This is a genomic window from Chryseobacterium sp. LAM-KRS1 (genome assembly GCF_013184525.1).
Taxonomy (GTDB): domain Bacteria; phylum Bacteroidota; class Bacteroidia; order Flavobacteriales; family Weeksellaceae; genus Chryseobacterium; species Chryseobacterium proteolyticum.
The window spans coordinates 579,451-600,504 of record NZ_JAAOIZ010000003.1; the positions used below are offsets into that span (position 1 = coordinate 579,451).

The 21,054-nt window shown below is 35.7% G+C and carries 21 protein-coding genes, 8 tRNA genes and 1 other RNA gene; 2 read left to right on the forward strand and 28 right to left on the reverse strand.

Annotated features, from left to right (window positions below):
- Nucleotides 1-43: 43 nt before the first annotated feature.
- From rplL to rpsU, 28 genes are all read right to left on the reverse strand, one after another.
- Complete coding sequence (gene rplL, locus G9C87_RS10085; protein WP_143884219.1) at nucleotides 44-412, reverse strand: 50S ribosomal protein L7/L12; 369 nt, start codon at nucleotides 410-412, stop codon at nucleotides 44-46.
- A 48-nt stretch (nucleotides 413-460) separates the two neighbouring features.
- Nucleotides 461-1,057 carry a 50S ribosomal protein L10 gene (rplJ, locus tag G9C87_RS10090; protein WP_172280664.1) on the reverse strand — a complete coding sequence of 199 codons (597 nt, stop codon included), beginning with the start codon at nucleotides 1,055-1,057 and terminating at the stop codon, nucleotides 461-463.
- A 17-nt stretch (nucleotides 1,058-1,074) separates the two neighbouring features.
- Nucleotides 1,075-1,767: a 50S ribosomal protein L1 gene (gene rplA, locus G9C87_RS10095; RefSeq protein WP_172280666.1), complete on the reverse strand. Its 693-nt coding sequence runs from the start codon at nucleotides 1,765-1,767 to the stop codon at nucleotides 1,075-1,077.
- A gap of 11 nt (nucleotides 1,768-1,778) precedes the next feature.
- Nucleotides 1,779-2,222: a 50S ribosomal protein L11 gene (gene rplK / locus G9C87_RS10100; protein WP_089027865.1), complete on the reverse strand. Its 444-nt coding sequence runs from the start codon at nucleotides 2,220-2,222 to the stop codon at nucleotides 1,779-1,781.
- A gap of 269 nt (nucleotides 2,223-2,491) precedes the next feature.
- Nucleotides 2,492-3,160, reverse strand: coding sequence for a hypothetical protein (locus tag G9C87_RS10105; RefSeq protein WP_172280668.1), 669 nt, complete (start codon nucleotides 3,158-3,160; stop codon nucleotides 2,492-2,494).
- 7 nt (nucleotides 3,161-3,167) lie between these two features.
- Nucleotides 3,168-3,815, reverse strand: a complete 648-nt coding sequence (locus tag G9C87_RS10110) for a hypothetical protein (protein ID WP_172280670.1) — start codon at nucleotides 3,813-3,815, stop codon at nucleotides 3,168-3,170.
- Between the two features lie 13 nt (nucleotides 3,816-3,828).
- Nucleotides 3,829-4,461 (reverse strand): hypothetical protein, encoded by a 633-nt coding sequence (locus tag G9C87_RS10115; RefSeq protein ID WP_172280672.1) that lies wholly within the window; start codon nucleotides 4,459-4,461, stop codon nucleotides 3,829-3,831.
- Between the two features lie 333 nt (nucleotides 4,462-4,794).
- Complete coding sequence (gene nusG / locus G9C87_RS10120; RefSeq protein WP_034687398.1) at nucleotides 4,795-5,337, reverse strand: transcription termination/antitermination protein NusG; 543 nt, start codon at nucleotides 5,335-5,337, stop codon at nucleotides 4,795-4,797.
- 17 nt (nucleotides 5,338-5,354) lie between these two features.
- Nucleotides 5,355-5,561, reverse strand: a complete 207-nt coding sequence (secE, locus tag G9C87_RS10125; RefSeq protein ID WP_172280674.1) for a preprotein translocase subunit SecE — start codon at nucleotides 5,559-5,561, stop codon at nucleotides 5,355-5,357.
- A 12-nt stretch (nucleotides 5,562-5,573) separates the two neighbouring features.
- Nucleotides 5,574-5,644: transfer RNA gene (locus tag G9C87_RS10130), tRNA-Trp, on the reverse strand.
- Nucleotides 5,645-5,697: 53 nt separating this feature from the next.
- Nucleotides 5,698-6,909, reverse strand: coding sequence for an elongation factor Tu (gene tuf, locus G9C87_RS10135; RefSeq protein WP_172280676.1), 1,212 nt, complete (start codon nucleotides 6,907-6,909; stop codon nucleotides 5,698-5,700).
- Nucleotides 6,910-7,326: 417 nt separating this feature from the next.
- Nucleotides 7,327-8,433 (reverse strand): hypothetical protein, encoded by a 1,107-nt coding sequence (locus G9C87_RS10140; protein WP_172280678.1) that lies wholly within the window; start codon nucleotides 8,431-8,433, stop codon nucleotides 7,327-7,329.
- 8 nt (nucleotides 8,434-8,441) lie between these two features.
- The gene (locus G9C87_RS10145) at nucleotides 8,442-9,002 is read right to left on the reverse strand and encodes a hypothetical protein (RefSeq protein ID WP_172280679.1); all 561 of its coding nucleotides are present in this window, start codon (nucleotides 9,000-9,002) and stop codon (nucleotides 8,442-8,444) included.
- A gap of 145 nt (nucleotides 9,003-9,147) precedes the next feature.
- Entirely contained in the window at nucleotides 9,148-12,246 is a 3,099-nt protein-coding gene (locus G9C87_RS10150; RefSeq protein ID WP_172280681.1) for an efflux RND transporter permease subunit, read from the reverse strand.
- Between the two features lie 50 nt (nucleotides 12,247-12,296).
- Nucleotides 12,297-13,379, reverse strand: a complete 1,083-nt coding sequence (locus tag G9C87_RS10155) for an efflux RND transporter periplasmic adaptor subunit (RefSeq protein WP_172280683.1) — start codon at nucleotides 13,377-13,379, stop codon at nucleotides 12,297-12,299.
- Nucleotides 13,380-13,383: 4 nt separating this feature from the next.
- Nucleotides 13,384-14,625, reverse strand: coding sequence for a TolC family protein (locus G9C87_RS10160; RefSeq protein WP_172280685.1), 1,242 nt, complete (start codon nucleotides 14,623-14,625; stop codon nucleotides 13,384-13,386).
- 71 nt (nucleotides 14,626-14,696) lie between these two features.
- Complete coding sequence (locus G9C87_RS10165; protein WP_172280687.1) at nucleotides 14,697-16,064, reverse strand: ATP-binding protein; 1,368 nt, start codon at nucleotides 16,062-16,064, stop codon at nucleotides 14,697-14,699.
- Nucleotides 16,065-16,745 carry a response regulator transcription factor gene (locus G9C87_RS10170; RefSeq protein WP_172280689.1) on the reverse strand — a complete coding sequence of 227 codons (681 nt, stop codon included), beginning with the start codon at nucleotides 16,743-16,745 and terminating at the stop codon, nucleotides 16,065-16,067.
- A gap of 159 nt (nucleotides 16,746-16,904) precedes the next feature.
- Nucleotides 16,905-16,976 (reverse strand) — tRNA-Thr (locus G9C87_RS10175).
- Between the two features lie 42 nt (nucleotides 16,977-17,018).
- Nucleotides 17,019-17,091 (reverse strand) — tRNA-Gly (locus G9C87_RS10180).
- An 87-nt stretch (nucleotides 17,092-17,178) separates the two neighbouring features.
- A tRNA-Tyr gene (locus tag G9C87_RS10185) sits at nucleotides 17,179-17,259 on the reverse strand.
- Nucleotides 17,260-17,278: 19 nt separating this feature from the next.
- A tRNA-Thr gene (locus tag G9C87_RS10190) sits at nucleotides 17,279-17,352 on the reverse strand.
- A 90-nt stretch (nucleotides 17,353-17,442) separates the two neighbouring features.
- Nucleotides 17,443-17,515, reverse strand: a tRNA-Gly gene (locus G9C87_RS10195).
- Between the two features lie 86 nt (nucleotides 17,516-17,601).
- A tRNA-Tyr gene (locus G9C87_RS10200) sits at nucleotides 17,602-17,682 on the reverse strand.
- Nucleotides 17,683-17,698: 16 nt separating this feature from the next.
- Nucleotides 17,699-17,772, reverse strand: a tRNA-Thr gene (locus G9C87_RS10205).
- Nucleotides 17,773-17,879: 107 nt separating this feature from the next.
- A complete protein-coding gene (locus G9C87_RS10210; protein ID WP_172280691.1) occupies nucleotides 17,880-18,170 on the reverse strand; it encodes an HPF/RaiA family ribosome-associated protein in 291 nt (96 codons plus the stop codon).
- Nucleotides 18,167-19,054 (reverse strand): tyrosine-type recombinase/integrase, encoded by an 888-nt coding sequence (locus tag G9C87_RS10215; protein WP_172281053.1) that lies wholly within the window; start codon nucleotides 19,052-19,054, stop codon nucleotides 18,167-18,169. Before G9C87_RS10215 ends, G9C87_RS10210 begins: the two co-directional genes overlap by 4 nt.
- 87 nt (nucleotides 19,055-19,141) lie before the next feature.
- A complete protein-coding gene (gene rpsU / locus G9C87_RS10220) occupies nucleotides 19,142-19,339 on the reverse strand; it encodes a 30S ribosomal protein S21 (protein ID WP_172280693.1) in 198 nt (65 codons plus the stop codon).
- Between the two features lie 160 nt (nucleotides 19,340-19,499).
- On the opposite strand from rpsU, the gene G9C87_RS10225 reads away from it, so the two are divergent.
- On the forward strand, nucleotides 19,500-20,255 hold the full coding sequence (locus tag G9C87_RS10225; protein ID WP_172280695.1) for a hypothetical protein: 756 nt from the start codon (nucleotides 19,500-19,502) through the stop codon (nucleotides 20,253-20,255).
- 125 nt (nucleotides 20,256-20,380) lie between these two features.
- Nucleotides 20,381-20,783: a transfer-messenger RNA gene (gene ssrA / locus G9C87_RS10230) on the forward strand.
- Nucleotides 20,784-21,054 lie beyond the last annotated feature (271 nt).

Here is a 21,054-nt window from a genome sequence, read left to right on the forward strand (position 1 = left end):
ACCCGGACCGAGGTCCAGGTTTATATTTGTAAGGTAAATTGAATTATTTCAATTCTACTTCAGCACCAGCTTCTTCTAATTGCTTCTTAAGAGCTTCAGCCTCGTCTTTAGAGATACCAGTTTTGATTGGAGCAGGAGCACCATCTACGATATCTTTAGCTTCTTTAAGACCAGCACCAGTTAAATCTTTTACTAATTTAACGATAGCTAATTTAGAAGCACCTGCAGACTTAAGAATTACGTCGAATTCAGTTTTTTCTTCAGCAGCTTCACCTGCACCTCCACCTGCAACTACTACTGCAGCAGCAGCTGGCTCAATTCCGTACTCATCCTTAAGGATAGCAGCTAATTCATTTACGTCTTTTACTGTTAAGTTTACTAGCGTTTCAGCTAAATTTTTTAAATCTGACATTGTTGTAATGTTTTTTGTTGATTATTTTATTTAATTTTTTGAGTCTAATTATTCAGCACTTGGAGTTTCTTCAGTGCTTTCTGCAGCAGGAGCTTCAGGAGCTGCCTCAGCAGGAGTTTCTTCTACAGCAGGTGCGGCAGCTTCTTCAGCTTTAGCTTCTACTGTTTCAGGTTTGTTTTGAAGAGCAGAAACAACTCTTTGAATTGGAGATTGAAGTAATCCGATGATTTCTCCGATCATTTCTTCTCTAGACTTGATATTAGCAAGTGCACCTAGATTTTCGTCTCCAACATAGAAAGTTTCCTGAAGATAAGCAGATTTTAAAGCCGGCTTTTCTTCTTTCTTTCTGAATCCTTGGATTAATTTTGCAGGAGCATTTGCTGTTTCAGCAATCATAATCGCAGAATTCCCTTTGAAAGTAGGGAACATTTCAGAGTAATCTACTCCGTCAATCTGCTCCATTGCTTTTTGTAAAAGTGTATTTTTTACCACTTTTACTTTGATATTTTGTTTGAAAGCCTGTCTTCTGAAATCTGAAGACTTAGCAGCGTTCAACCCTTCTAAATCTGCTACGTATACTACTTTTGCATCCTGAAGCAAATCTTTGATCTCTTGTATTGCTACAACTTTTTGGTCTTTTGTCATTGTCTTAAGGATTTATATTAGTTTACAGATTTTGTATCAATTGCAATACCCGGGCTCATTGTAGAAGACAAATAAATGCTTTTTACATATGTACCTTTAGCAGCAGTTGGCTTCATTTTGATCAATGTCTGGATTAATTCCTGAGCATTTTCTTTGATCTTAGCAGCATCGAAAGATACTTTACCAATACCTGCATGGATAATACCATATTTATCTACTTTGAAATCAATCTTACCTGATTTTACTTCAGTTACTGCTTTACCAATTTCCATTGTTACAGTTCCTGACTTAGGATTTGGCATAAGACCTCTTGGTCCTAATACTCTACCTAAAGGTCCTAATTTACCCATAACAGCTGGCATAGTAACGATCACGTCAACATCTGTCCAACCATCTTTGATTTTTTGTAAATATTCGTCAAGACCTACATAATCAGCTCCAGCTTCTTTAGCTTCAGCTTCTTTATCTGGTGTTACAAGAGCTAATACTTTAACATCTTTACCAGTTCCGTGAGGAAGAGATACTACACCTCTAACCATTTGGTTTGCTTTTCTTGGATCTACACCCAATCTTACAGCGATATCTACAGAAGCATCAAACTTTGCAGTGTTCACTTCTTTCACAAGAGCAGAACCTTCTTCAAGATTGTAAGCTCTTCCTTTTTCTACTTTGCTTAAAGCTTCCTTTTGCTTTTTTGTTAATTTTGCCATTTCTCTAAGTTTTAAGCGTTAGTTGGTTTAGCTCCTGTTACTCTCAATCCCATAGATCTAGCAGTACCTGCAACCATAGAAAGAGCAGAGTCCAATGTAAAACAGTTAAGGTCTACCATTTTGTCTTCTGCGATTTTCTTTACCTGATCCCAAGATACAGAACCTACTTTGTTTCTGTTTGGTTCTCCGGAACCTCCTTTAATTTTTGCAGCATCCATTAACTGAATTGCAGCTGGAGGAGTTTTAATTACGAATTCAAAAGATTTGTCTTCGTATACAGTAATTACTACTGGCAAAACTTGCCCAGGCTTATCCTGAGTTCTTCCGTTAAATTGTTTACAAAACTCCATGATGTTTACACCGGCAGAACCTAATGCAGGACCTACTGGTGGAGACGGGTTTGCAGCCCCTCCCTTCACCTGAAGTTTTACCATTTTAAAGACTTTTTTAGCCATTTTTTGTTTTTTAAATTTGAATAATTAATGAGTTTGGAAGCATTTATTATTCAGCAGGTTACCGCACTCACATATAGTAAACCTACTTTTCGGACTGCAAAATTATAAAATATTTTTGAAATAGCAAATGGAATCGATTGATTTTTAGAAAGTTTTTACAGAATTTTCAAGAATAAAAAATTCTATTTCTGACTGTAACCCATATCAATAGAAGAAAAAAACCATATCCTTTACTAGAATATGGTTTCTTATTTTAAAATTATTTTTTTCTAAAACCCTGATGGTTTATTAATTGTTTGTGCAGATCCATTTGTTCCGCCAAGATCAGTATTAATATCGCCGATATTCTGCTTAGTGATCAATCTCTTGTAAACCATTAAATAAAACTCTACAGTAAAGTTATTATAAGTTCTGGAAGGATTAGCTGATGTAAAAGCAATTAACTTGCTGTCTGTAAATCCGGCCTTCAAATGCCAGGTACCATTGCTTTTAAATGCAACCACATTAGGAGACCCCTGTGCATTATCATTAATCCCGTTATCTTTATAATCCAAAGCAACACTGGTTGTCCCGTCATTAAGCTTAAATGAATAGTTGTGAGGAACCAAAAGGAAATTATCGGCATCGATCTTTGTATCATAATCCGTAATTCCTGCACCTGGTACCCCTGTAAGGGTAAGTTTAATATAATTAAACAATCCGCTACTCTCCAGATTAGGATCATATATCTGCAATGAATTTTGAGAAGTAGCCAGAAAGTGACCTCCCGTAGTGGTTGGTTCTCCCGGATTTCTCATATATAAGGAATTTGTAAAGGAATCCCCGTTTACGTCCAGTGTTTCCGTTGGAGTTGTTGTTTTGATTCCTACATTTCCGGTTTGTGCATGCATGATTATTCCCATGCAAGCCATAATGATGATATACAATTTCTTTTTCATAAGTTTTTTATTGAAGCCCTGCTGGGGTGTTAGTTGATACTCCTGAATATCCTGGTGAAGCCGAAGCTGAAACCGATCCGGTAAATGTGCCCCAGTCTTTAATCAATGATCTTTCGTATACATTCAAAGTTAGTGTCCATGTACCATTTTTAGAAGACACAGTTCCCGCACCTTTAAAAGAAAGGTTAATGCCATGATAAGTGTTGGCTCCGCTCACAACCTTAGTTATCTCCGTAGAATAAGCTCCATATGATTTTGGAGTTGTGGAAGTATTTGCTGCTGAAACAGCGTCACTAAATACGGCACCAGTAATAGCGACTACATATTTATTAGCATCCAATCCAGTATTCAGGCTAACAACTTCATCCTGTTTCACATTTTTCAGGATAACATTGTATGTGTTTACGGGAGCTACATCTCTCAGTGAAATATCAAGCATCTTAACTTTACCAACAGGCGTGGTATCCTTTGACCTTGTAAGAAGAAAATAATTTCCTGTCGCAGGAGAATTCGTGGTATCTATAATGTAAGATTCAACCAGTGTTCCTCCTACAACATCTAAGGTTCCCTGAGGATTGCTAGTATTGATTCCCACCTGGGCTTTGGTAGCCATGAAGGCATAAGCCATAAAAAAAAGTATGGTGATTTTTTTCATTATGTAAATGTTTTTATTGGATTAAAGGAGATGATGCAGATCCTGTAGTGGAAGCACCCATCGCTTGTGTTTTATTGATTTCTTTAGCATAAGCTCTGTCGAATACCAGTAAGTTAAGAGTCCACTCTCCTGCCGGCAAATTGGAAGCGGGAGCAAAACCTTGGTAGTCCGCCTTTAATTTCCACGTTCCATTATTATAGTAAGCATATATCTGGGGAACCGGAGTTATCCAGTCCGGACCATTGGTTCGTACCGGTTGCGTAAAACCAAAAGAAGAGATAACCACCAGAAACTTATCTGAATTGATCTTCGTATCATACTGGTTAACCCAATCCTTATCTCTCGGATCACAGGCTATCTTATACTGGATAAGATTAATTGGTGCCGGTGAATTGGGTACAAAAGAATCATTGTATGCAGTAATCTTGTTTTCAGGAGCGGGAGACTTAATGATAAAAGTATAGTTTTCAGTGGCTCCTAATTTCTCTATCGGATCTTTAAAAAACATTCCGGATGTTTTCATTGTTCCGTTTACAGATAGTTCTTTTTCGGGCGTTTTAGTATTAATCCCTACTTTTCCTGTAGCCTGTGCATTCATCAGTACAATGGTACTTGTACAAAGTACCATCGAAATAATTTTCGTCATTGAATTAGTGTTTAAATTAGTGTTAAAAAAAACAATCCAGGAATTCAGAACAATGACTCTAACCTAGTATAAGGTTAAAAATCACCACATTAGAAAGCCATTCATGTTTTTCGGAGATATACTTCACAATAAGTATGCCACATAATTTATTTTTTAATCTAAACATTTAGTTTTAATTAAATAACTATGTGAAACACGCCTGGATAAAGCATAAAATAAACAACAAACTTATTTTAACTTAAAACAACATTATTTCTGAGAATCTATAAATACCTGCAATAAATAAAAAAAGCCACTCTAGATCTAGAGTGGCTTATATATTATAAGTATTTACTATACTTTTTCTACTTGCATGTAGCTAAGTTCCATTGGAGTTTTTCTACCGAAGATTAAAACAGAAACTTCAATTTTCTTTTTATCTTCCAGAATTTTTTCAACTGTTCCATTGAATCCGTTGAAAGGTCCGTCAATTACTTTTACGTTCTCTCCAACTACATATGGAATTTCAAGGTCGGTAGCAAATTCTGATAGCTCATCCATTCTTCCAAGCATTCTGTTAACTTCAGACTTTCTCATGGGAACAGGATCTCCCCCTTTAGTTAAGCTTAAGAATGATATTACCCCTGGAATATTCTTAATAATGTGAGGTATTTCCCCCATTAAATCTGCTTCAACCATTAAGTAACCAGGATAGTAAGGTCTTTCTTTAGGAACCTTTTTTCCATTCCTAAGTTGAATAACCTTTTCCATAGGAATCACCACCTGAGTAACGTACTGCTCAAAGCCTAAGCGTTTGATTTCTGTCTCAATGTAGTTTTTCACTTTATTTTCCTGTCCGCTGATTGCTTTCAGCACATACCATTTCAATTCGCTCATTATGGGAAAATACTTTTTTAGTTGAACACGTTAATTAGCATTCCTATTATGTTGCTTATTGCTTTTGAAAACAATTCGTCAACTCCAAAGGTAAATAATGCCAGAATAACTGTTGCAATAGTAACTACAATTGTAGATGATTGCAGATCAGCCCATTTTGGCCATTCAACTTTATGTCTGAATTCGTTATAAGAACCTTTTAAAAAATCGATAAATGAACTCATAATTATTATTTGCACGGGCACAAGGATTCGAACCCTGATCAACGGTTTTGGAGACCGGTATCCTACCATTGGACGATGCCCGTAGATTAAAGCTCCGTAAAGAAATTCCTTACGGAAGCTTTATTTATTTAAGATATTAATCTAAGATTTCAGTAACCTGACCAGCACCAACTGTTCTACCTCCTTCTCTGATCGCAAATCTAAGACCTACGTTAAGAGCGATTGGTTGTAACAATTCTACAGTGATTGTTAAGTTATCACCAGGCATTACCATTTCTACACCTTCTGGTAAGAAGATCTCACCTGTAACGTCAGTAGTTCTTACGTAAAACTGAGGACGGTATTTGTTGTGGAATGGAGTGTGACGTCCACCTTCTTCTTTAGAAAGGATATAAACCTCAGCTTTGAATTTTTTGTGTGGCTTAACAGAGTCTTTCTTAGCGATAACCATACCTCTCTTGATGTCAGTTTTTTCAATACCTCTCAACAATAGACCTACGTTATCACCAGCTTCACCTCTATCTAGGATTTTTCTGAACATCTCAACCCCTGTAATTGTAGAAGTTAATTTTTCATCACCCATACCAACGATATCTACAGGATCACCTGTGTTGATAACACCAGCCTCGATTCTACCAGTTGCTACAGTACCTCTACCTGTAATAGAGAATACATCTTCAATTGGCATCAAGAATGGCTTATCCTGATCTCTTACAGGAAGCTCGATCCAAGTATCAACAGCATCCATTAATTCTTCTACAGTTTTGAACCACTGATCATCAGTTTGAGGAGTAGCAGCTGTAGCAGCAGTAAGAGCACCAAGAGCAGAACCTTGGATTACTGGAGAGTTATCTCCGTCATATTCGTAAGTAGATAATAGATCTCTAAGTTCAAGCTCAACAAGCTCTAATAACTCAGCATCATCCACCATATCAACTTTGTTCATGAACACAACAATTCTAGGTACGTTTACCTGACGGCAAAGTAGGATGTGTTCTCTTGTTTGAGGCATTGGTCCATCAGTTGCAGCACATACTAAGATAGCTCCATCCATCTGAGCAGCACCAGTTACCATGTTCTTTACGTAATCCGCGTGACCTGGACAGTCAACGTGAGCATAGTGTCTGTTTGCAGTTTCGTATTCGATGTGAGCAGTATTAATAGTGATACCTCTTTCTTTTTCTTCTGGAGCAGAGTCAATTGCAGAGAAGTCTTTTTTCTCAGCAAGACCTTTACTAGCCAATACAGCACTGATCGCTGCAGTAAGAGTAGTTTTACCATGGTCAACGTGACCAATAGTACCAATGTTCAAGTGTGGTTTGTTACGATTAAACGTTTCCTTTGCCATGATTTAAATTATTTATTTATTGTTTATTCAAATTTTCGGTGTGCAAATATAATGAATTTTTAAATACTAAAATCTTTTTTCTCAAAAATTTTAATATTCAAATCCAAAGAATTACAAACCTAACTATACTTCGATGTATTGAAGTGCAAATTTACACAAATTTCTCGATTGAAAAAATCCTCACAACCGTTTTCTTTAAAATCTCAACTATCTGATTAATTCTGAATATTATAGCAGATTAAAAATAATGAATAGGCGAGTAAATAAGAAAAAGATTTCATATAATTTTAGATTCTGGTTGGTGAAAAAATCACTCAAGAATATCGTAAAAAAGATTCTTATCAATTTATTGACAATAAGAAATCCCGGAAGGTTCATTCCGGGACTTTTTAAATTTTATGTAAAACCTGAAAAATATTATCCTTTGTAACCTTTTTTATCAGATATACTTCTCAACGACCGGATAAAAAGATATCCCCCAAAAAGGAAAGATCCTCCCAAAATAATTAAAGATGAAGCATAAGCAGACCCAAACAGGCTAAAGAATTGATTAAAAATGTAATTGATCGCATTACAATCAAAAAAGACAATAAGTAAAAAGTATAGAATCACAAATGCAATTCCCAACAACTTGTACTTAGGCAGGAATACAGCCTGCAAAAAGTTTTTGATTTTCATTTTAAATGTTGAAGGTAATACCCTTGTGGGAATAAACAATGCATAGAATCCTACAGCATAGGTAAATGCTATATTAAACATCAAAAGAACATTTAAATGAAAAAACAGAGTTATTAATATCATCAATCTGAAAAACTTCGGCTTTAAAAAAGCAATAATAAAAACAGATTCAAAAATTACAGTACTATAGTCCAGAAATTCCCAGAAAAACCGGGAGTTGATCTTATCAAACGTATCAGACATCAAATCATGCCACCCTACTCCATATCGGTATTGATAGAAAAAAATCTGTGTGCTCTGTATATCCGTATTAAGCCAGCCTCCTAAAATTTTAGCAAGACCAGCCGTAAAAATTCCAAATCCCAAAAACATACTAAGCAGAAACATTGGCCAGGATCTCGAAAGTATATCGGTTTCTTTTTCAGACTCCGGAAAAAAACTATAAGTAGTATTCCATGGTGAAAAAGCCATCACAACAATAGGTAGGGCATAAACAAAAGTATGGTCAATTTTACCAAAAGAAAAAGCGTAATTACTGGTTATAAGGTAAACGACCATATAAGTTATGGCAAATACTCTTGGCTTAAAGCCTATTAAAATAAGTAACAGGCACAGATACATGCCGTAATAACAAACCGTAAAAAGCCATGACGCGGGAACAGTATCCGTAAAAGATAAAATGCTTATTGGTGGCTGCATCGCACTAGCAGGAATATAAGACACCCAATCCGCATTGGAAATCCCCATCCATAATAAGTACAAAGAGAAAAAAATTCTGTAAAAAGCTAAAAATTCATAACTAGGCTTATAGCTTGTAAAGACCAGTTTTTTAATTTTTTCAATCATTATGTTTGTTAGAACTTGAAGTTGATCAATGTGTCTTTTGTTATCCGGTTAGTAAGCTGTTTCGTCGCAATGTCAAAATCTTTGTTTTCATTGGTAACGAGGATCTCCGTGACCTCTTTATTCGGAAAATTTTCTTTCAATTTTTTGATAACAAAAGCCTTACTTTCTTCCAAATTAACTTTTTTAATATTTCTGTTAAGAATAGATTTTTTGAGTAAATACAATTCCTTTTTATAAGCTGGTAAAGAATTGATTCGTGCATCAAGTATCGGATATTCTTTGGGAAAAAGCAGATTTTTAATCAATGTAACCTGGATGGTTCTTGGAATTCTCTCTCCCAGATAACTATTTTTCACTAAAACAGTATTCGTTCCGTCTTTAAAAAAAACCTGAGCAGTGGTTTTTGTAAATGTAATATATCTTTCTTCTTTAACCGGAAGAGAAGCAAACCCAGGAAAGTTAAATGACGGATAGGGTTCTTCCAGACTTATTTTAAAAAATAATTGAAGAGGTAGAAGTATACCAAAGAATCCAAACAACAGGAGTATATTATTCTGATAGCGTTTCATCAAGGGGATTATAGTGTTTTAATGAGGGAATGTGTTTATTATGTTTGCAAATATAATTTTTTTTTCAATTCGTCGAAGTAAATTGAAGTCTGTAAAACATATGTTTTACAGACTTCAAATATTTTACATCATATTCAGCAGTCAATTAAATTGACGTTGACTTTTTACTTCTGTTGAAAATCCAGAAAATAATTGGAAAAATAAGTAAAGTAAGTACCGTAGCTGTAATTAATCCTCCAATAATAACAATCGCCAGTGGTTTCTGAGATTCAGAACCAATACCTGTTGATAAAGCTGCAGGTAAAAGCCCTATAGATGCCATCAAAGCAGTCATGATGACTGGTCTTGTCCTGGATTTCACTCCGGTCATTATTGCTTCATCCAATGCCAGACCATTTTTAATATTTTGGTGAAATTCACTAATAAGGATTACACCATTCTGTATACAAATTCCCAAAAGCGCAATCATACCTACCCCTGCGGAGATCCCAAAGTTCATTCTCGTTACATGAAGCGCTATGATTCCACCGATTAATGCAAATGGTACATTAGCAAGTACCAAAAGAGAATCTTTTATGTTTCCGAAGAGTATAAACAACAGGAAGAAAATCATGAGGATACTCACAGGAACTACCTGTGCCAGACGATGAGAGGCTCTTTGCTGATTTTCAAACTGCCCGGTCCATCCTATAGAATATCCTTCTGGAAGCTCTATTTTAGCTACCTTTTTCTGAGCATCGGCAATTGTGCTTCCCAGGTCACGGTCACGGATAGAGAATTTTACACCAATATATCGTTTGATATCATCCCTGTAAATGAATGCTGCCCCGTTATTCTTAACAATATTACTTATTTCTTTTAGCGGTATTTTTGCCCCATCTTGTGTAGGAACCATCAATGAAGCAATATCATTTTCATCTTTTCTGTATTCCTGGGAATATCTCAATCTTATTGGAAATTTACGCTCTCCATCAAACATTTCGGAAGCTGTTTTACCCCCAAAAGCCATCTCAAGAACTGCCTGTGCATCTGCAGGCATTACACCGTAGGCTGCCATTTTATCTCTATCCAACACCACACTTACCTCCGGCTGGCCTATATTCTTTATGATTCCTGGATCTTTTACTCCATCTACATTTTTTATTTCTTTCAGAACCTCTTCAGCCAATCGATCCAAAGTCTGAAGATTATCCCCATAAATCTTGATCCCGTTTTCGGCTTTGAAGCCGGCTACCGCCTCAGCAACATTATCAGAAATAGGCTGTGAATAATTAAATGTGATTCCCTGATAATTTCTTAGTTTATTATCAATCTCTTTGATTAGTTCATCGTATGAAATTTTCCGCTTCCATTCTTCCCGGGGTTTCAGATTTACAGCAAATTGAACAAAACCAAATCCATTAGGATCTGTTCCGTCATTACTTCTCCCAGTTTGTGCAAGAACATCCGTAACTTCCGAAAAGCTCATAATATCTTTCTTCAAAAGATCTGCGGTCTTTAAGGATTCTTTCAGAGAAGAGCTCATTGGCATTTCGGCGGTGATCCATAAAGATCCTTCATTAAGCTGTGGCAAAAATTCAGTTCCCAGAAATTTTCCCGAAAACAAAGTAACGACCAAAAATGAAATGGCAACGATTAAGCTCATCTTCTTATGTTTAAAAGTATAACGAAATCCTTTTAAAACAATCCGGTCCCAAAAGTTCACAAAAGGATTATTTTTTTCTTTTACATTCTTATTTAAAAGGATATGGGTAAGAACGGGTACTAATGTTAAAGTAAATATTAATGCTCCTGTCAAGGCAAATCCCAATGTAAATGCAAGAGGTGAAAACATCTTACCTTCCACTTTCTGGAATGAGAAAATAGGGATCAAAGAGGTAATGATAATAAGTTTGGAAAAGAATATCGCTTTACCCAAACCTGTTCCTGTTTGTTTTATCCATCCTCCTTTAGCCAGTTTATTGAACTTCTCCATTCCATATTTATGGGCTTTATGATCAAGCATTACAAAAATACCTTCTACCATGACGACGGCTCCATCAATAATAATCCCAAAATCCACAGCACCTAATGAAAGAAGGTTCGCACTCATTCCCGCAAGCTTCAGACATAAAAATGCAAATAATAATGACAATGGAATAATAATAGAAACAATCAACGTAGTTCTCCAATCTGCCATAAAAATCAGAACCATTACAGTAACAAGCACAATTCCTTCGATAAGGTTATGCATTACGGTACGGGTTGTGAAATCCATCAGGTTGTCCCTGTCATAGAATGTAACCATCTTCACATCTTTCGGAAGAATTTTCTCATTAAGCTCTTTGATCTTGGCTTTTACACCTACCAAAACTTCACGCGGATTTTCACCTTTTCTCATTACGACAATACCTTCCACTGTGTCTTCGTGGTTATTCAGTCCTGCCTGCCCTACTCGTGGCATTGAGCTTTCATGAACATCAGCAACATTTTTTACCAAAACAGGGTTACCGCTATCATTTTCAATCGTAATATTTCCAATATCAGCTACCGATTTAACCAAACCGATTCCCCGTACTACATAAGCCTGTCCGTTCTTTTCAATAACATCTCCTCCCACATTCAAATTGCTCTTTGTAACAGCATCGTAGACCTGAAGCGGGGTCAGGTTGTATTTATCCAATGCCCGCGGATCAATACTTAATTCAAAAACTTTATCCTGTCCACCAAAAACATTAATATCAGCCACACCTGGCACTCCTCTTAAAGCACGATCCACTACCCAGTTTTGCAAGGTTAATAGTTCCCGGGAATCTTTATTTTTACTCTCCAGTGTATATCTGAAAATCTCACCGGTTGGTCCGTAGGGTGGTTGTACTTCGGGATCTACCGCATCAGGAAGGCTTATAGTTCGTAGTTGGTTATTAACCTGATTTCTGGCAAAAGTATCGTCCACCCCATCATCGAACAGAATCTTTACAATCGAAAGACCAAACATGGTGGTACTTCGTACACTTGTCTTTTTCTGAACCGGACTCATTGCCAATTCTATAGGTGTCGTTACAAAACGTTCTACTTCTTCTGCGCTTCGTCCGTTCCATTGGGTGATAATCACAATCTGGGTATTGGTTACATCCGGAAATGCTTCAATCGGCATGTTTTTGAAACTAATAAAACCCGAAATGGCCAAAATTGCGACCCATATGAAGGTGAACGCTTTATTTTTAAGCGAAAAAGCAATTATATTTTTAATGAATTTATTCATAATAGTTTAAATTGATGACTCGAAAAGCCGTTTAAAAAAATGACTTTGATTTAGTTATTAAGAGAACGATAAATCAGCAATTGATTCTCTGTAATTACCTGTTCCCCCTCAACTAATCCATCGGATATATATGTTGTATCGCCTACTTGCTTCAAAACCTTAACTTCTTTAACCTTAAGATTAGTTCTGGATTTAAAAACCACCACAAAACTTCTGTTATCATCAAAAATAACCGCCTTGGAAGGAACCGTTAATGCCATATCATTTTCGGAAGTTGAAACTTTGATTGTGGCTTTACTATCAGGAATCAGCAGTCCGCTTGCATTGTCCAAAACGACTCTCGCCTGCATGGCGTTGGTTTGAGGATCGATAATTTTAAATATTTTATCAATTTTCCCATAAAACACCTTGTCAGGATATGACAATGTAGAAACTTCAGCCTTCATTCCAAGACTTATTTTATCAATATCCGATTCATTAACGTTCATAATTGCCCACACATTGGTTGTATTAGCTACGTCAAAAATATTATCACTCCTATCTGTTCTAAGCTGCATATCCTTATTGATATTTTTTTGAACAATGTATCCACTGATAGGAGCTAAAACATTATAGATATTTCCTTTTTTCACATTATAAACCGTACTTATCGCACTCGCTCTCTGCAGTTGGTCCTGTGCCTTTTGCAGCTGGCTCTTGGCTTCCAGAACATCTCTTTCAGTATTAAGCTTACCTTCGTACATTTCCTTGGCAACACGAAGATTGTTCTGAGCAACGACCAGATCCGTTTTTGCATCACTTACATCTTTCTGTACCTCAGCAAGCTCAGTACTTCTGATTGTCGCCAAAACCTGACCCTTCGTTACATGATCACCCAATTCCACATTGACACTTAAAACATTTCCTCCTACCAAAGGATACACATCGATGTAACTGTTTTGATCTGCGGATATTTTACCGTAAAAATTATAATTATCTTCAATGTACTTCTTCTCAACTTTTGCAAGGACGATCGATTTAAGCATGGTATTGCTTAGTTCAAAACCTTTCGGCATTGCCACTTTCTGTTCTTCTTTTTTTGAGCAGGACAATAATGCAATGGCTACAAATAATACAATTATATATTTTTTCATTTTTTTAATAGAAGATTTTAGTTTGTACTAGCTGATTAAGTTGTTCAGCCGATTGGATGATATCATTTTTCATATCATAGATCTGAAGGGCTGTTTGTCTGTAACTTTCCATAAAGTCAGTAAACTCAATAAGGCTTACATTTCCCTTTCTGAAATTATTTAACATCCCATTATAAACAAGATCCAGATTATTGAGATCTGTTGCTTTAATTTCTGCTAATTGATCATATTGATTTTTCCATGTTCTGTACAAGGATTGCACTTTTGTTTCCAAATTGAGTTTTTGATACTCTGCATTTTTTTGGTTCTGTTGGATAGCGTAATTTGCTTTTTCAACATTTCCCTGATTGCTTTTCCATAAGGGTAATGGAATCCCTACCATTAAATTGATCTCATTTTTGAATGTCCCTCCATTCTGATCCCATCCGGCTCCCACATTAATATCCGGAACATTTAAAGATTTCTGCCATTGAGCATAGAGTTTGCTATTATCAATTAACTTCATGTTATATTGATAATCTGCATTATTCTCCAATGCTTTTCGCTTCAGATCTTCTTCATCTCCGATGGGTTGGGTAGCCAAAATTTCCCGTGCCTCAGCCTCAGAAAGCTCAGGTTCTATATCTTCCGTAATTCCGGTTAAAACTTTTAAATTTTGTTCAACATCCAGAATATTTTTATTGATTTCTACTTTGTCGTTATTTAGCTGAATTACAATACTCTGCAGCCTCACCTCATCTTTAAGCGATACATTTCCCTTTGCAGACTGGACCTTATAAGCGCTTAAAAGCTCTTTCATATACCCCAATTGCTTGTTGATATTTTCCAGCTTTAATTTTTGGAAGTAGAGATTGTAATAAGTAGTATGCAATTGTGTTTTGAGGTCAACGAGAAGTTGGGAAAATTGAAGTTGAGCCAGTTCTTTATTAGATTTTGCAAATGCAATCTCATTTTTCTTTTTTCCACCCATATAAATGAGCTGGGTAACCTGTGCTCCCTTTGCGTGTCCAACATCAAACACTTTCTTACCTTCAGGATTATAAGCATTGATCTGCCCGCTCAATTGTGGAAGATCCCAGATCTTAGCCTGTAAAATATCAGCATCGGCCATGTTGATATTATACTGCTGGGCGAGCAGCTGAAGGTTGTTCGTCTGGAAAGCTTTTTCACAATCCAGAAGAGACATTTGCTGTTGTGCTGTCATGAATGAGGAAATGACAACAAACAATCCTGCAATTTTGTTCATTCTTTCAATTTTATGAAAACAAAAGTGCTAAGACACGATTAAAACGAACTTAAATGAGCCTTAAAAAAAAATTAAATTTTAGAAAATATCACACTAAACTTATTAACATTTTCCGATGGCGAAGAATAAATAATATCTGCACCATGGTATTCTAAAATTCTTTTTACAATCCGAAGTCCCAATCCGGAACCCGAAATATTCTGTGCATTATTCCCCCTCATAAAAGCCTCAAATAATTTCGACTGTTCATTCTCAGAAATTGTACTTCCCTGAGAAATAACATCCACAATCAGTTTTGAAGCAGTTTCAGTAATGAGAACATCTACTTCAATATTATCCGAATAAACCGCCGCATTTTTGAACAGGTTAATAAATACGATGTCCAGCAATGATTGTATTCCTTTTATAGTTAATAATGCTTGTTCTGAAGTTTCTTCAGAAATTAAAAAATCCATTTTCAGATCCGGATAACTTTTTTCTACTGTTTCGAAGGAACTGAATATAACTTCATCAATCCTTACTTCTTCATATAAACTTTGAATGTTCTCTTTGTCAAATTTAGTCAGAAGCAGCAGGGAATTAGTCAGGTCAGATAATTGATAAACATCTTTCTGAATCTGCTTTAATGAAGATAAGGTCTCCGGAGAATGCTGTTCGAACTTGATCAGATTCTCCAACTGGAATGCCATTCTTGTAATAGGCGTTCGGATCTCATGCGAGGCACTCGCCGTGAAATCTTTTTGCGATTGAAAAACATCGTTCAACCGTACAATCATGGTGTTAAATGATTGTGCTAATATACTAATTTCATCTTGTGATTGTTGTACGGGCACTTGTGTAGTTAATTTATGTGCGGTAACCTCTGAGATCTCTTTATTAAGATCTTCCAGGGGACGTAGAAACTGCCCCATAAAATAATAACTGAAAAGCCCAATGAGAAGCGTACTCATTACATAAGCCGTAACAAGCAAATATTTTAAATAAGATAATTTGGATTTTCCATTGCTGTCGTAGGCACTGGTTAGAATATAGTAGTTTTCTCCTTTTATATTTTTAAGTGCAGCATATATTTCGGGAATGGTTTTCTCGGTGTATATCGTTTTTCTTTGATCCAGCTCTTTTAATAAGGCAGCATCCCAGGTAACATTCCGGTCTTTTATTGTACTATAGATTAATTCTTTGTCTGCATTAAAAATCAAGATTTTCTCATTGAGAAGGATATTATCTGCATTTTCATTGAAAAAAAGAGGAGCTTCAGCTTCGAAGTTTTTAGATTCGGAGATAAAATGAGAGGTAAACTCAAGTCTTTGCCGGAACCTTTCTTTAAATTCATCTCTTCTAAAATCATTAAAAGACATATATATAATCATCATCACTATACCAAAAAGTAGTGAGAAGGCAATACTTAAATTTAAAGCAATCTTCCTTTTTAATGACATTTATAGTGGACTTAAATAATATCCAAAGCCTGATCGGGTATGAATAAGTTTAACTTTAAAATCTTTATCGATTTTCTTTCTTAGAAAATTAATATATACCTCAACAGTATTTGTATTTGTATTAAAATTGTGTTCCCATACATTCTCCGTAATCTGTTGTTTGGATACCGTTCTTCCCTGGGCTTCTGCCAGGTAAGCTAACAATTGAAATTCTTTCAGAGTTAGGGTAATTTCGTTTCCTCCTCTATAGACTTTTTGTTCAGTCTTATTAATGATGAGATCATCAATTCTTATGATTTCCTGATCTGAAGTATCTACCGGCATTTTTCTCCTCAAAAGAGAATTTACCCTTAAAAGCAGTTCTTCAAACTGAAAAGGCTTGACAAGATAATCGTCAGCAAGTCTTGTAAAGGCATCTTTCTTATCAGAAAGATCTCCATATGCCGAAATAATGATGATAGGTGTATTTTTATCGAATGAACGAATGGTTTGGCAAACATCCAATCCGTTTATTTTGGGAACATTAATATCCAGTAAATAGAGATCGTACGAATTATTTTTTATCTGACGAAGAAAAGTCTCCCCATCATAAATCTTATCACATGAAAAATTGTTTGATTCCAAAAACTTACAAAGTTCCGCGGAAAGAATGAGGTCGTCTTCTAATAAAAGTATATTCATCAAAAAATATTTATACGAATTTAACGAAAATTTTTATGATTTTTAAGGAAAATCATCTGCAGATGATTGAAATGAAAAGCATCAGAAAAAAGAATATATTTTATTAACAGAAAATACATTAAACAAAAAAATCCCGAAACAATTCGGGATTAAAGCCAGAGCCAACTACGGGACTTGAACCCGTGACCTCTTCCTTACCAAGGAAGCACTCTACCGCTGAGCTAAGTCGGCATTAAGCAAAAAAATCACACTTTAATAGCATGATTTTTTTTGAGCGGAAGACGGGGGTCGAACCCGCGACATTCAGCTTGGAAGGCTGACGCTCTACCAACTGAGCTACTTCCGCAATTTTGTTTCCAAAACTATTGGTAAACGCTGTGCAAACTTATAAAAAACCTTTTAAATCTGCAAGTTTTTTTTTAAATATAAAATGTGGGAAGAGCAGGATTCGAACCTGCGAAGCCGAAGCAACTGAGTTACAGTCAGTCCCATTTAGCCACTCTGGAATCTTCCCTCATGTTTATATTAAATTGAGCCTCCAGAGGGATTCGAACCCACGACCCCGAGATTACAAATCACGTGCTCTGGCCAACTGAGCTATGGAGGCAATTTAAACTGTCTGAGGCTATCCGAAGGCAATCTATCTTAAGCTGTATCAGGTTTAAAAAAAATCACGCCTTGTGGTGTGATTTTACTGAGCGGAAGACGGGGGTCGAACCCGCGACATTCAGCTTGGAAGGCTGACGCTCTACCAACTGAGCTACTTCCGCAATTTTGTTTCCAAAACTATTGGTAAACGCTGTGCAAATCTATAAAAAACCTTTTAAATCTGCAAGTTTTTTTTCAATATAAACAGTGGGAAGAGCAGGATTCGAACCTGCGAAGCCGAAGCAACTGAGTTACAGTCAGTCCCATTTAGCCACTCTGGAATCTTCCCTAGTTTATATTAAATGAGCCTCCAGAGGGATTCGAACCCACGACCCCGAGATTACAAATCACGTGCTCTGGCCAACTGAGCTATGGAGGCATTTAAAAAAAGAATTCAAAAGATCACTGTTCCCTTTTTGCGAGTGCAAATATAGAACGGATTTTTTGAATTCTCAAATTTTTACGCGATTATTTTAAACTTTTTTTCTAAGCTGTTTCTTTTTTCTTGATTAATAGCTTCTTAGCAGTATCAACACAAAGATCCAAACTCTCTTCAAAACTTACAGCCGTCTTTTTTACTACGATATCGTCACCTGGAACCGCCAAAATAAGTTCAGCAGTTTTATTTGATTTATCCGAATTATTTTCAACCTTCAGGAAGATTTTGCACTCGTGAATTTTGTCATAAAACGTTTCAAGTTTGCTTACTTTTTTTTCGATGTGTGATTCCAATGGTTCGTGTGGAGTTAAACCAATTGATTGTACTGTGATCTTCATAATTCTTCTTTTTTAGACGCTCTAGGATGAGCCTGATTAAACACTTTTTTCAATTGTTCTATATTAGCATTCGTATACACCTGCGTACTGGCCAGACTCGAATGTCCTAATATTTTTTTTACTTTTGAGATCTCCGCCCCATTATCCAAAACGTGTGTAGCAAAGCTATGTCTTAGAATATGGGGACTTCTTTTTTGCTTCGAAGTTATAAGACTAAGGTACTTATTTACGACTACATAAACAAATTTTTCCGTGAGTTTTTTCCCCTTCTTATTAACGAAAAAACAGCTCTGAAACTCATCGAGAGGTTTTCTTAATGTTAAATAACTTCTTAATAAAACAGTCAAATCTTCAGATATGGGAACATATCTTTCTTTGTTCCCTTTGCCTATAATTTTCAACTCATTTCCATCTAAGTTTACATTCTCAAATATCAAGCCACAAAGTTCGGACTTACGGATTCCGGTCTGGTACAGAACTTCTATGATACACTGATCAAGAATTTCATGCGGCTCTTCAAAAATGGTATTATTAAGCACCTCCATTTCTTCTTGTGAAATAGGAATTTGTTTTTCGGCATAAAACTTAAGAGAGGAAATACTTTCAGTGGGCGAAACAGTAATTTCACCGATCTTTAAAAGAAAAAAATAAAAACTTCGAAGAGAGGAAAGCTTTCGGTTAATACTCCTCTTGGATATATTATTTTCACTTAGTGCCACTATGAAATTCCTGACTACCCTTTTATCGGCTTTGGAAATATCATCGGAAGATTCTGTTTTGAGAAAAAAATAAGAAAAATCTTCCAGGTCTTTTTTATAGCTTGTAATAGTATGAGGTGAATACCTCTTTTCGAATTGTAAATATTCTAAAAATTTATTCAGCATCATGGATTACATATAATATAAAAAATTCACTCCTCAAATATAAGTATATTTAAGAAGTGAATTTAATATTTGTTTAAGAAAAATTTCTTAAGCTTGCTCCTCTTTGCTTAACGCTCTTTGTTTATAAGCCGCTTTTAATCTAGCTTGTCTCAAAGTTACAGAAGGCTTAACAAACTGTTGTCTCGATCTTAATTGACGAACTGTTCCAGTTTTATCAAATTTTCTTTTATATTTTTTTAGTGCTCTATCGATGGATTCACCATCTTTTACAGGAATTATTAACATACTTTACATCTCATTTTGGATTGCAAAAGTAGATATTTTTTTATTAATATGCAAAATTTATTTCTTTTAATTTAAAATAACTCATGTTTCAGAATTGCATACATTTTTCATACCTTTGGGATATACGATTTTAAAAACACAGTTTAAATAACAAAAAAACATGAAAAATTATCTATCCTTAAAAGCTTTGCCTTTAGTTTTTGCTTTGACATTTCCTGTGATAACTCATGCACAGGTTGGCATTAATACAACAAATCCCAATACTAATGCCGTATTGGATGTAAATTCGGCAAACAAAGGACTTTTACCTCCCCGGGTTGCTTTAACAGCCACCTCCCAGCCCGCTCCTCTTACTGCACATGTAGCCGGAATGGTAGTTTATAACACAGCTTCTGTAAACGGACTATCTCCTGGCCTCTATTTAAATGACGGAACAAAATGGGGCCAATTGAATGTAGTTTCAGAAACGGAAGGTACCGTATTGACTAAAGTAAAATACAGAGGTCGAAATCTTGACACCAATGGATATGATAAACCAACACTCAAGGTTCCTTCTATGAATATGGAGTTCAGATTTGCAACAACTTCCGGATCTACTTATCTTGAAGTAAGATTACTGTCAGCACCTGCAGCTACGATCACCTACTATGCAAATGAGCTATGGTTTGGAAACAGTACAAATGGAGGTAAACAATCGGTTACCTTTACTACAACAAACTGGGATACGTGGTCCAGAAGCCTTTCCAATGGAGTTTGGAATAATTCATGGGGGTATCAATATCAAATCTCCACAGGCAGTGGCGTAGTACCGGGAAGCAATGACTTACTAGCAGGAAATTTTTATGGCTTTAATAATTATGGAAATGGTGCAGGCCCGGATAATGAGATGTATGTACTCGCATTTGAACAGTATTAATCTTATAACATTATTAAAATACATTACAGTGCCGGAAAAATTTCCGGCATTTCTCATACAATAGAGTTTATGAATATGAAATTTATTTAAACAAAAAGTAGTATCTTTGCACTCACTTTATTCATGGGGTTGACTGGTTTCGACAGCAAGATCAATGGGTAAGTAAGCATGCAGAGAACCGTAGCGCGATCTCTATAATCCCTTGCTACAAAATTTTAACTGGCAACGAAGAGTTCGCTCTTGCAGCTTAATATCGAAGTTTAGTAGATTCAAGCGCTTTCCCGAAGATTTTAGTAGGGAAGCAAGATATTCCACAAATGCTCTGTTCTGCGGCGTTTGATCCTGGGATATAGGAATGCAGAAATAAGGTTTTAGATGCTTCGGCTAAAACTCGAAAACCTCAGAAGATAAGCTGGAAGTTGGGTGTCTGCTCTCTGCCTCCAGTCGAAAACCAATAGTAGAATAAGCATGTAGAAAGCTTATGTATTGCTTGTTTGGACGAGGGTTCGAATCCCTCCAACTCCACTTAAAATAAACTCCTCATAGTTATTAATTATGGGGAGTTTCTATTTTCTCACATTGATAAACTATAAAAACGTCATTTAACATTCAGATTAATATTCTCACTATATCCCATATTTATTGAGAATTCTATCTCAAATTACTTAAAATACAATTTTTACAACAACAAAAAACACCTCACATTGTATTTTCCTTATAATTATTCCAAATATTTAATTAATTTTATAGTTATTTGTATTTTGAATTATTAAAATTAATTAAAAAAAGATTTTCATTT

What these genes read in the sequence shown, in the direction of transcription:
- G9C87_RS10160 (WP_172280685.1), bottom strand. Translation starts at nt 14,625, where the DNA reads ATGAACAAAATTGCAGGATTGTTTGTTGTCATTTCCTCATTCATGACA.
- G9C87_RS10165 (WP_172280687.1), bottom strand. Translation starts at nt 16,064, where the DNA reads ATGTCATTAAAAAGGAAGATTGCTTTAAATTTAAGTATTGCCTTCTCA.
- G9C87_RS10155 (WP_172280683.1), bottom strand. Translation starts at nt 13,379, where the DNA reads ATGAAAAAATATATAATTGTATTATTTGTAGCCATTGCATTATTGTCC.
- G9C87_RS10215 (WP_172281053.1), bottom strand. Translation starts at nt 19,054, where the DNA reads ATGCTGAATAAATTTTTAGAATATTTACAATTCGAAAAGAGGTATTCA.
- G9C87_RS10115 (WP_172280672.1), bottom strand. Translation starts at nt 4,461, where the DNA reads ATGACGAAAATTATTTCGATGGTACTTTGTACAAGTACCATTGTACTG.
- rplA (WP_172280666.1), bottom strand. Translation starts at nt 1,767, where the DNA reads ATGGCAAAATTAACAAAAAAGCAAAAGGAAGCTTTAAGCAAAGTAGAA.
- G9C87_RS10145 (WP_172280679.1), bottom strand. Translation starts at nt 9,002, where the DNA reads ATGAAACGCTATCAGAATAATATACTCCTGTTGTTTGGATTCTTTGGT.
- G9C87_RS10150 (WP_172280681.1), bottom strand. Translation starts at nt 12,246, where the DNA reads ATGAATAAATTCATTAAAAATATAATTGCTTTTTCGCTTAAAAATAAA.
- rplL (WP_143884219.1), bottom strand. Translation starts at nt 412, where the DNA reads ATGTCAGATTTAAAAAATTTAGCTGAAACGCTAGTAAACTTAACAGTA.
- nusG (WP_034687398.1), bottom strand. Translation starts at nt 5,337, where the DNA reads ATGAGCGAATTGAAATGGTATGTGCTGAAAGCAATCAGCGGACAGGAA.
- G9C87_RS10105 (WP_172280668.1), bottom strand. Translation starts at nt 3,160, where the DNA reads ATGAAAAAGAAATTGTATATCATCATTATGGCTTGCATGGGAATAATC.
- G9C87_RS10225 (WP_172280695.1), top strand. Translation starts at nt 19,500, where the DNA reads ATGAAAAATTATCTATCCTTAAAAGCTTTGCCTTTAGTTTTTGCTTTG.
- secE (WP_172280674.1), bottom strand. Translation starts at nt 5,561, where the DNA reads ATGAGTTCATTTATCGATTTTTTAAAAGGTTCTTATAACGAATTCAGA.
- G9C87_RS10140 (WP_172280678.1), bottom strand. Translation starts at nt 8,433, where the DNA reads ATGATTGAAAAAATTAAAAAACTGGTCTTTACAAGCTATAAGCCTAGT.
- G9C87_RS10110 (WP_172280670.1), bottom strand. Translation starts at nt 3,815, where the DNA reads ATGAAAAAAATCACCATACTTTTTTTTATGGCTTATGCCTTCATGGCT.
- G9C87_RS10170 (WP_172280689.1), bottom strand. Translation starts at nt 16,745, where the DNA reads ATGAATATACTTTTATTAGAAGACGACCTCATTCTTTCCGCGGAACTT.
- tuf (WP_172280676.1), bottom strand. Translation starts at nt 6,909, where the DNA reads ATGGCAAAGGAAACGTTTAATCGTAACAAACCACACTTGAACATTGGT.
- rplJ (WP_172280664.1), bottom strand. Translation starts at nt 1,057, where the DNA reads ATGACAAAAGACCAAAAAGTTGTAGCAATACAAGAGATCAAAGATTTG.
- rplK (WP_089027865.1), bottom strand. Translation starts at nt 2,222, where the DNA reads ATGGCTAAAAAAGTCTTTAAAATGGTAAAACTTCAGGTGAAGGGAGGG.
- G9C87_RS10210 (WP_172280691.1), bottom strand. Translation starts at nt 18,170, where the DNA reads ATGAAGATCACAGTACAATCAATTGGTTTAACTCCACACGAACCATTG.
- rpsU (WP_172280693.1), bottom strand. Translation starts at nt 19,339, where the DNA reads ATGTTAATAATTCCTGTAAAAGATGGTGAATCCATCGATAGAGCACTA.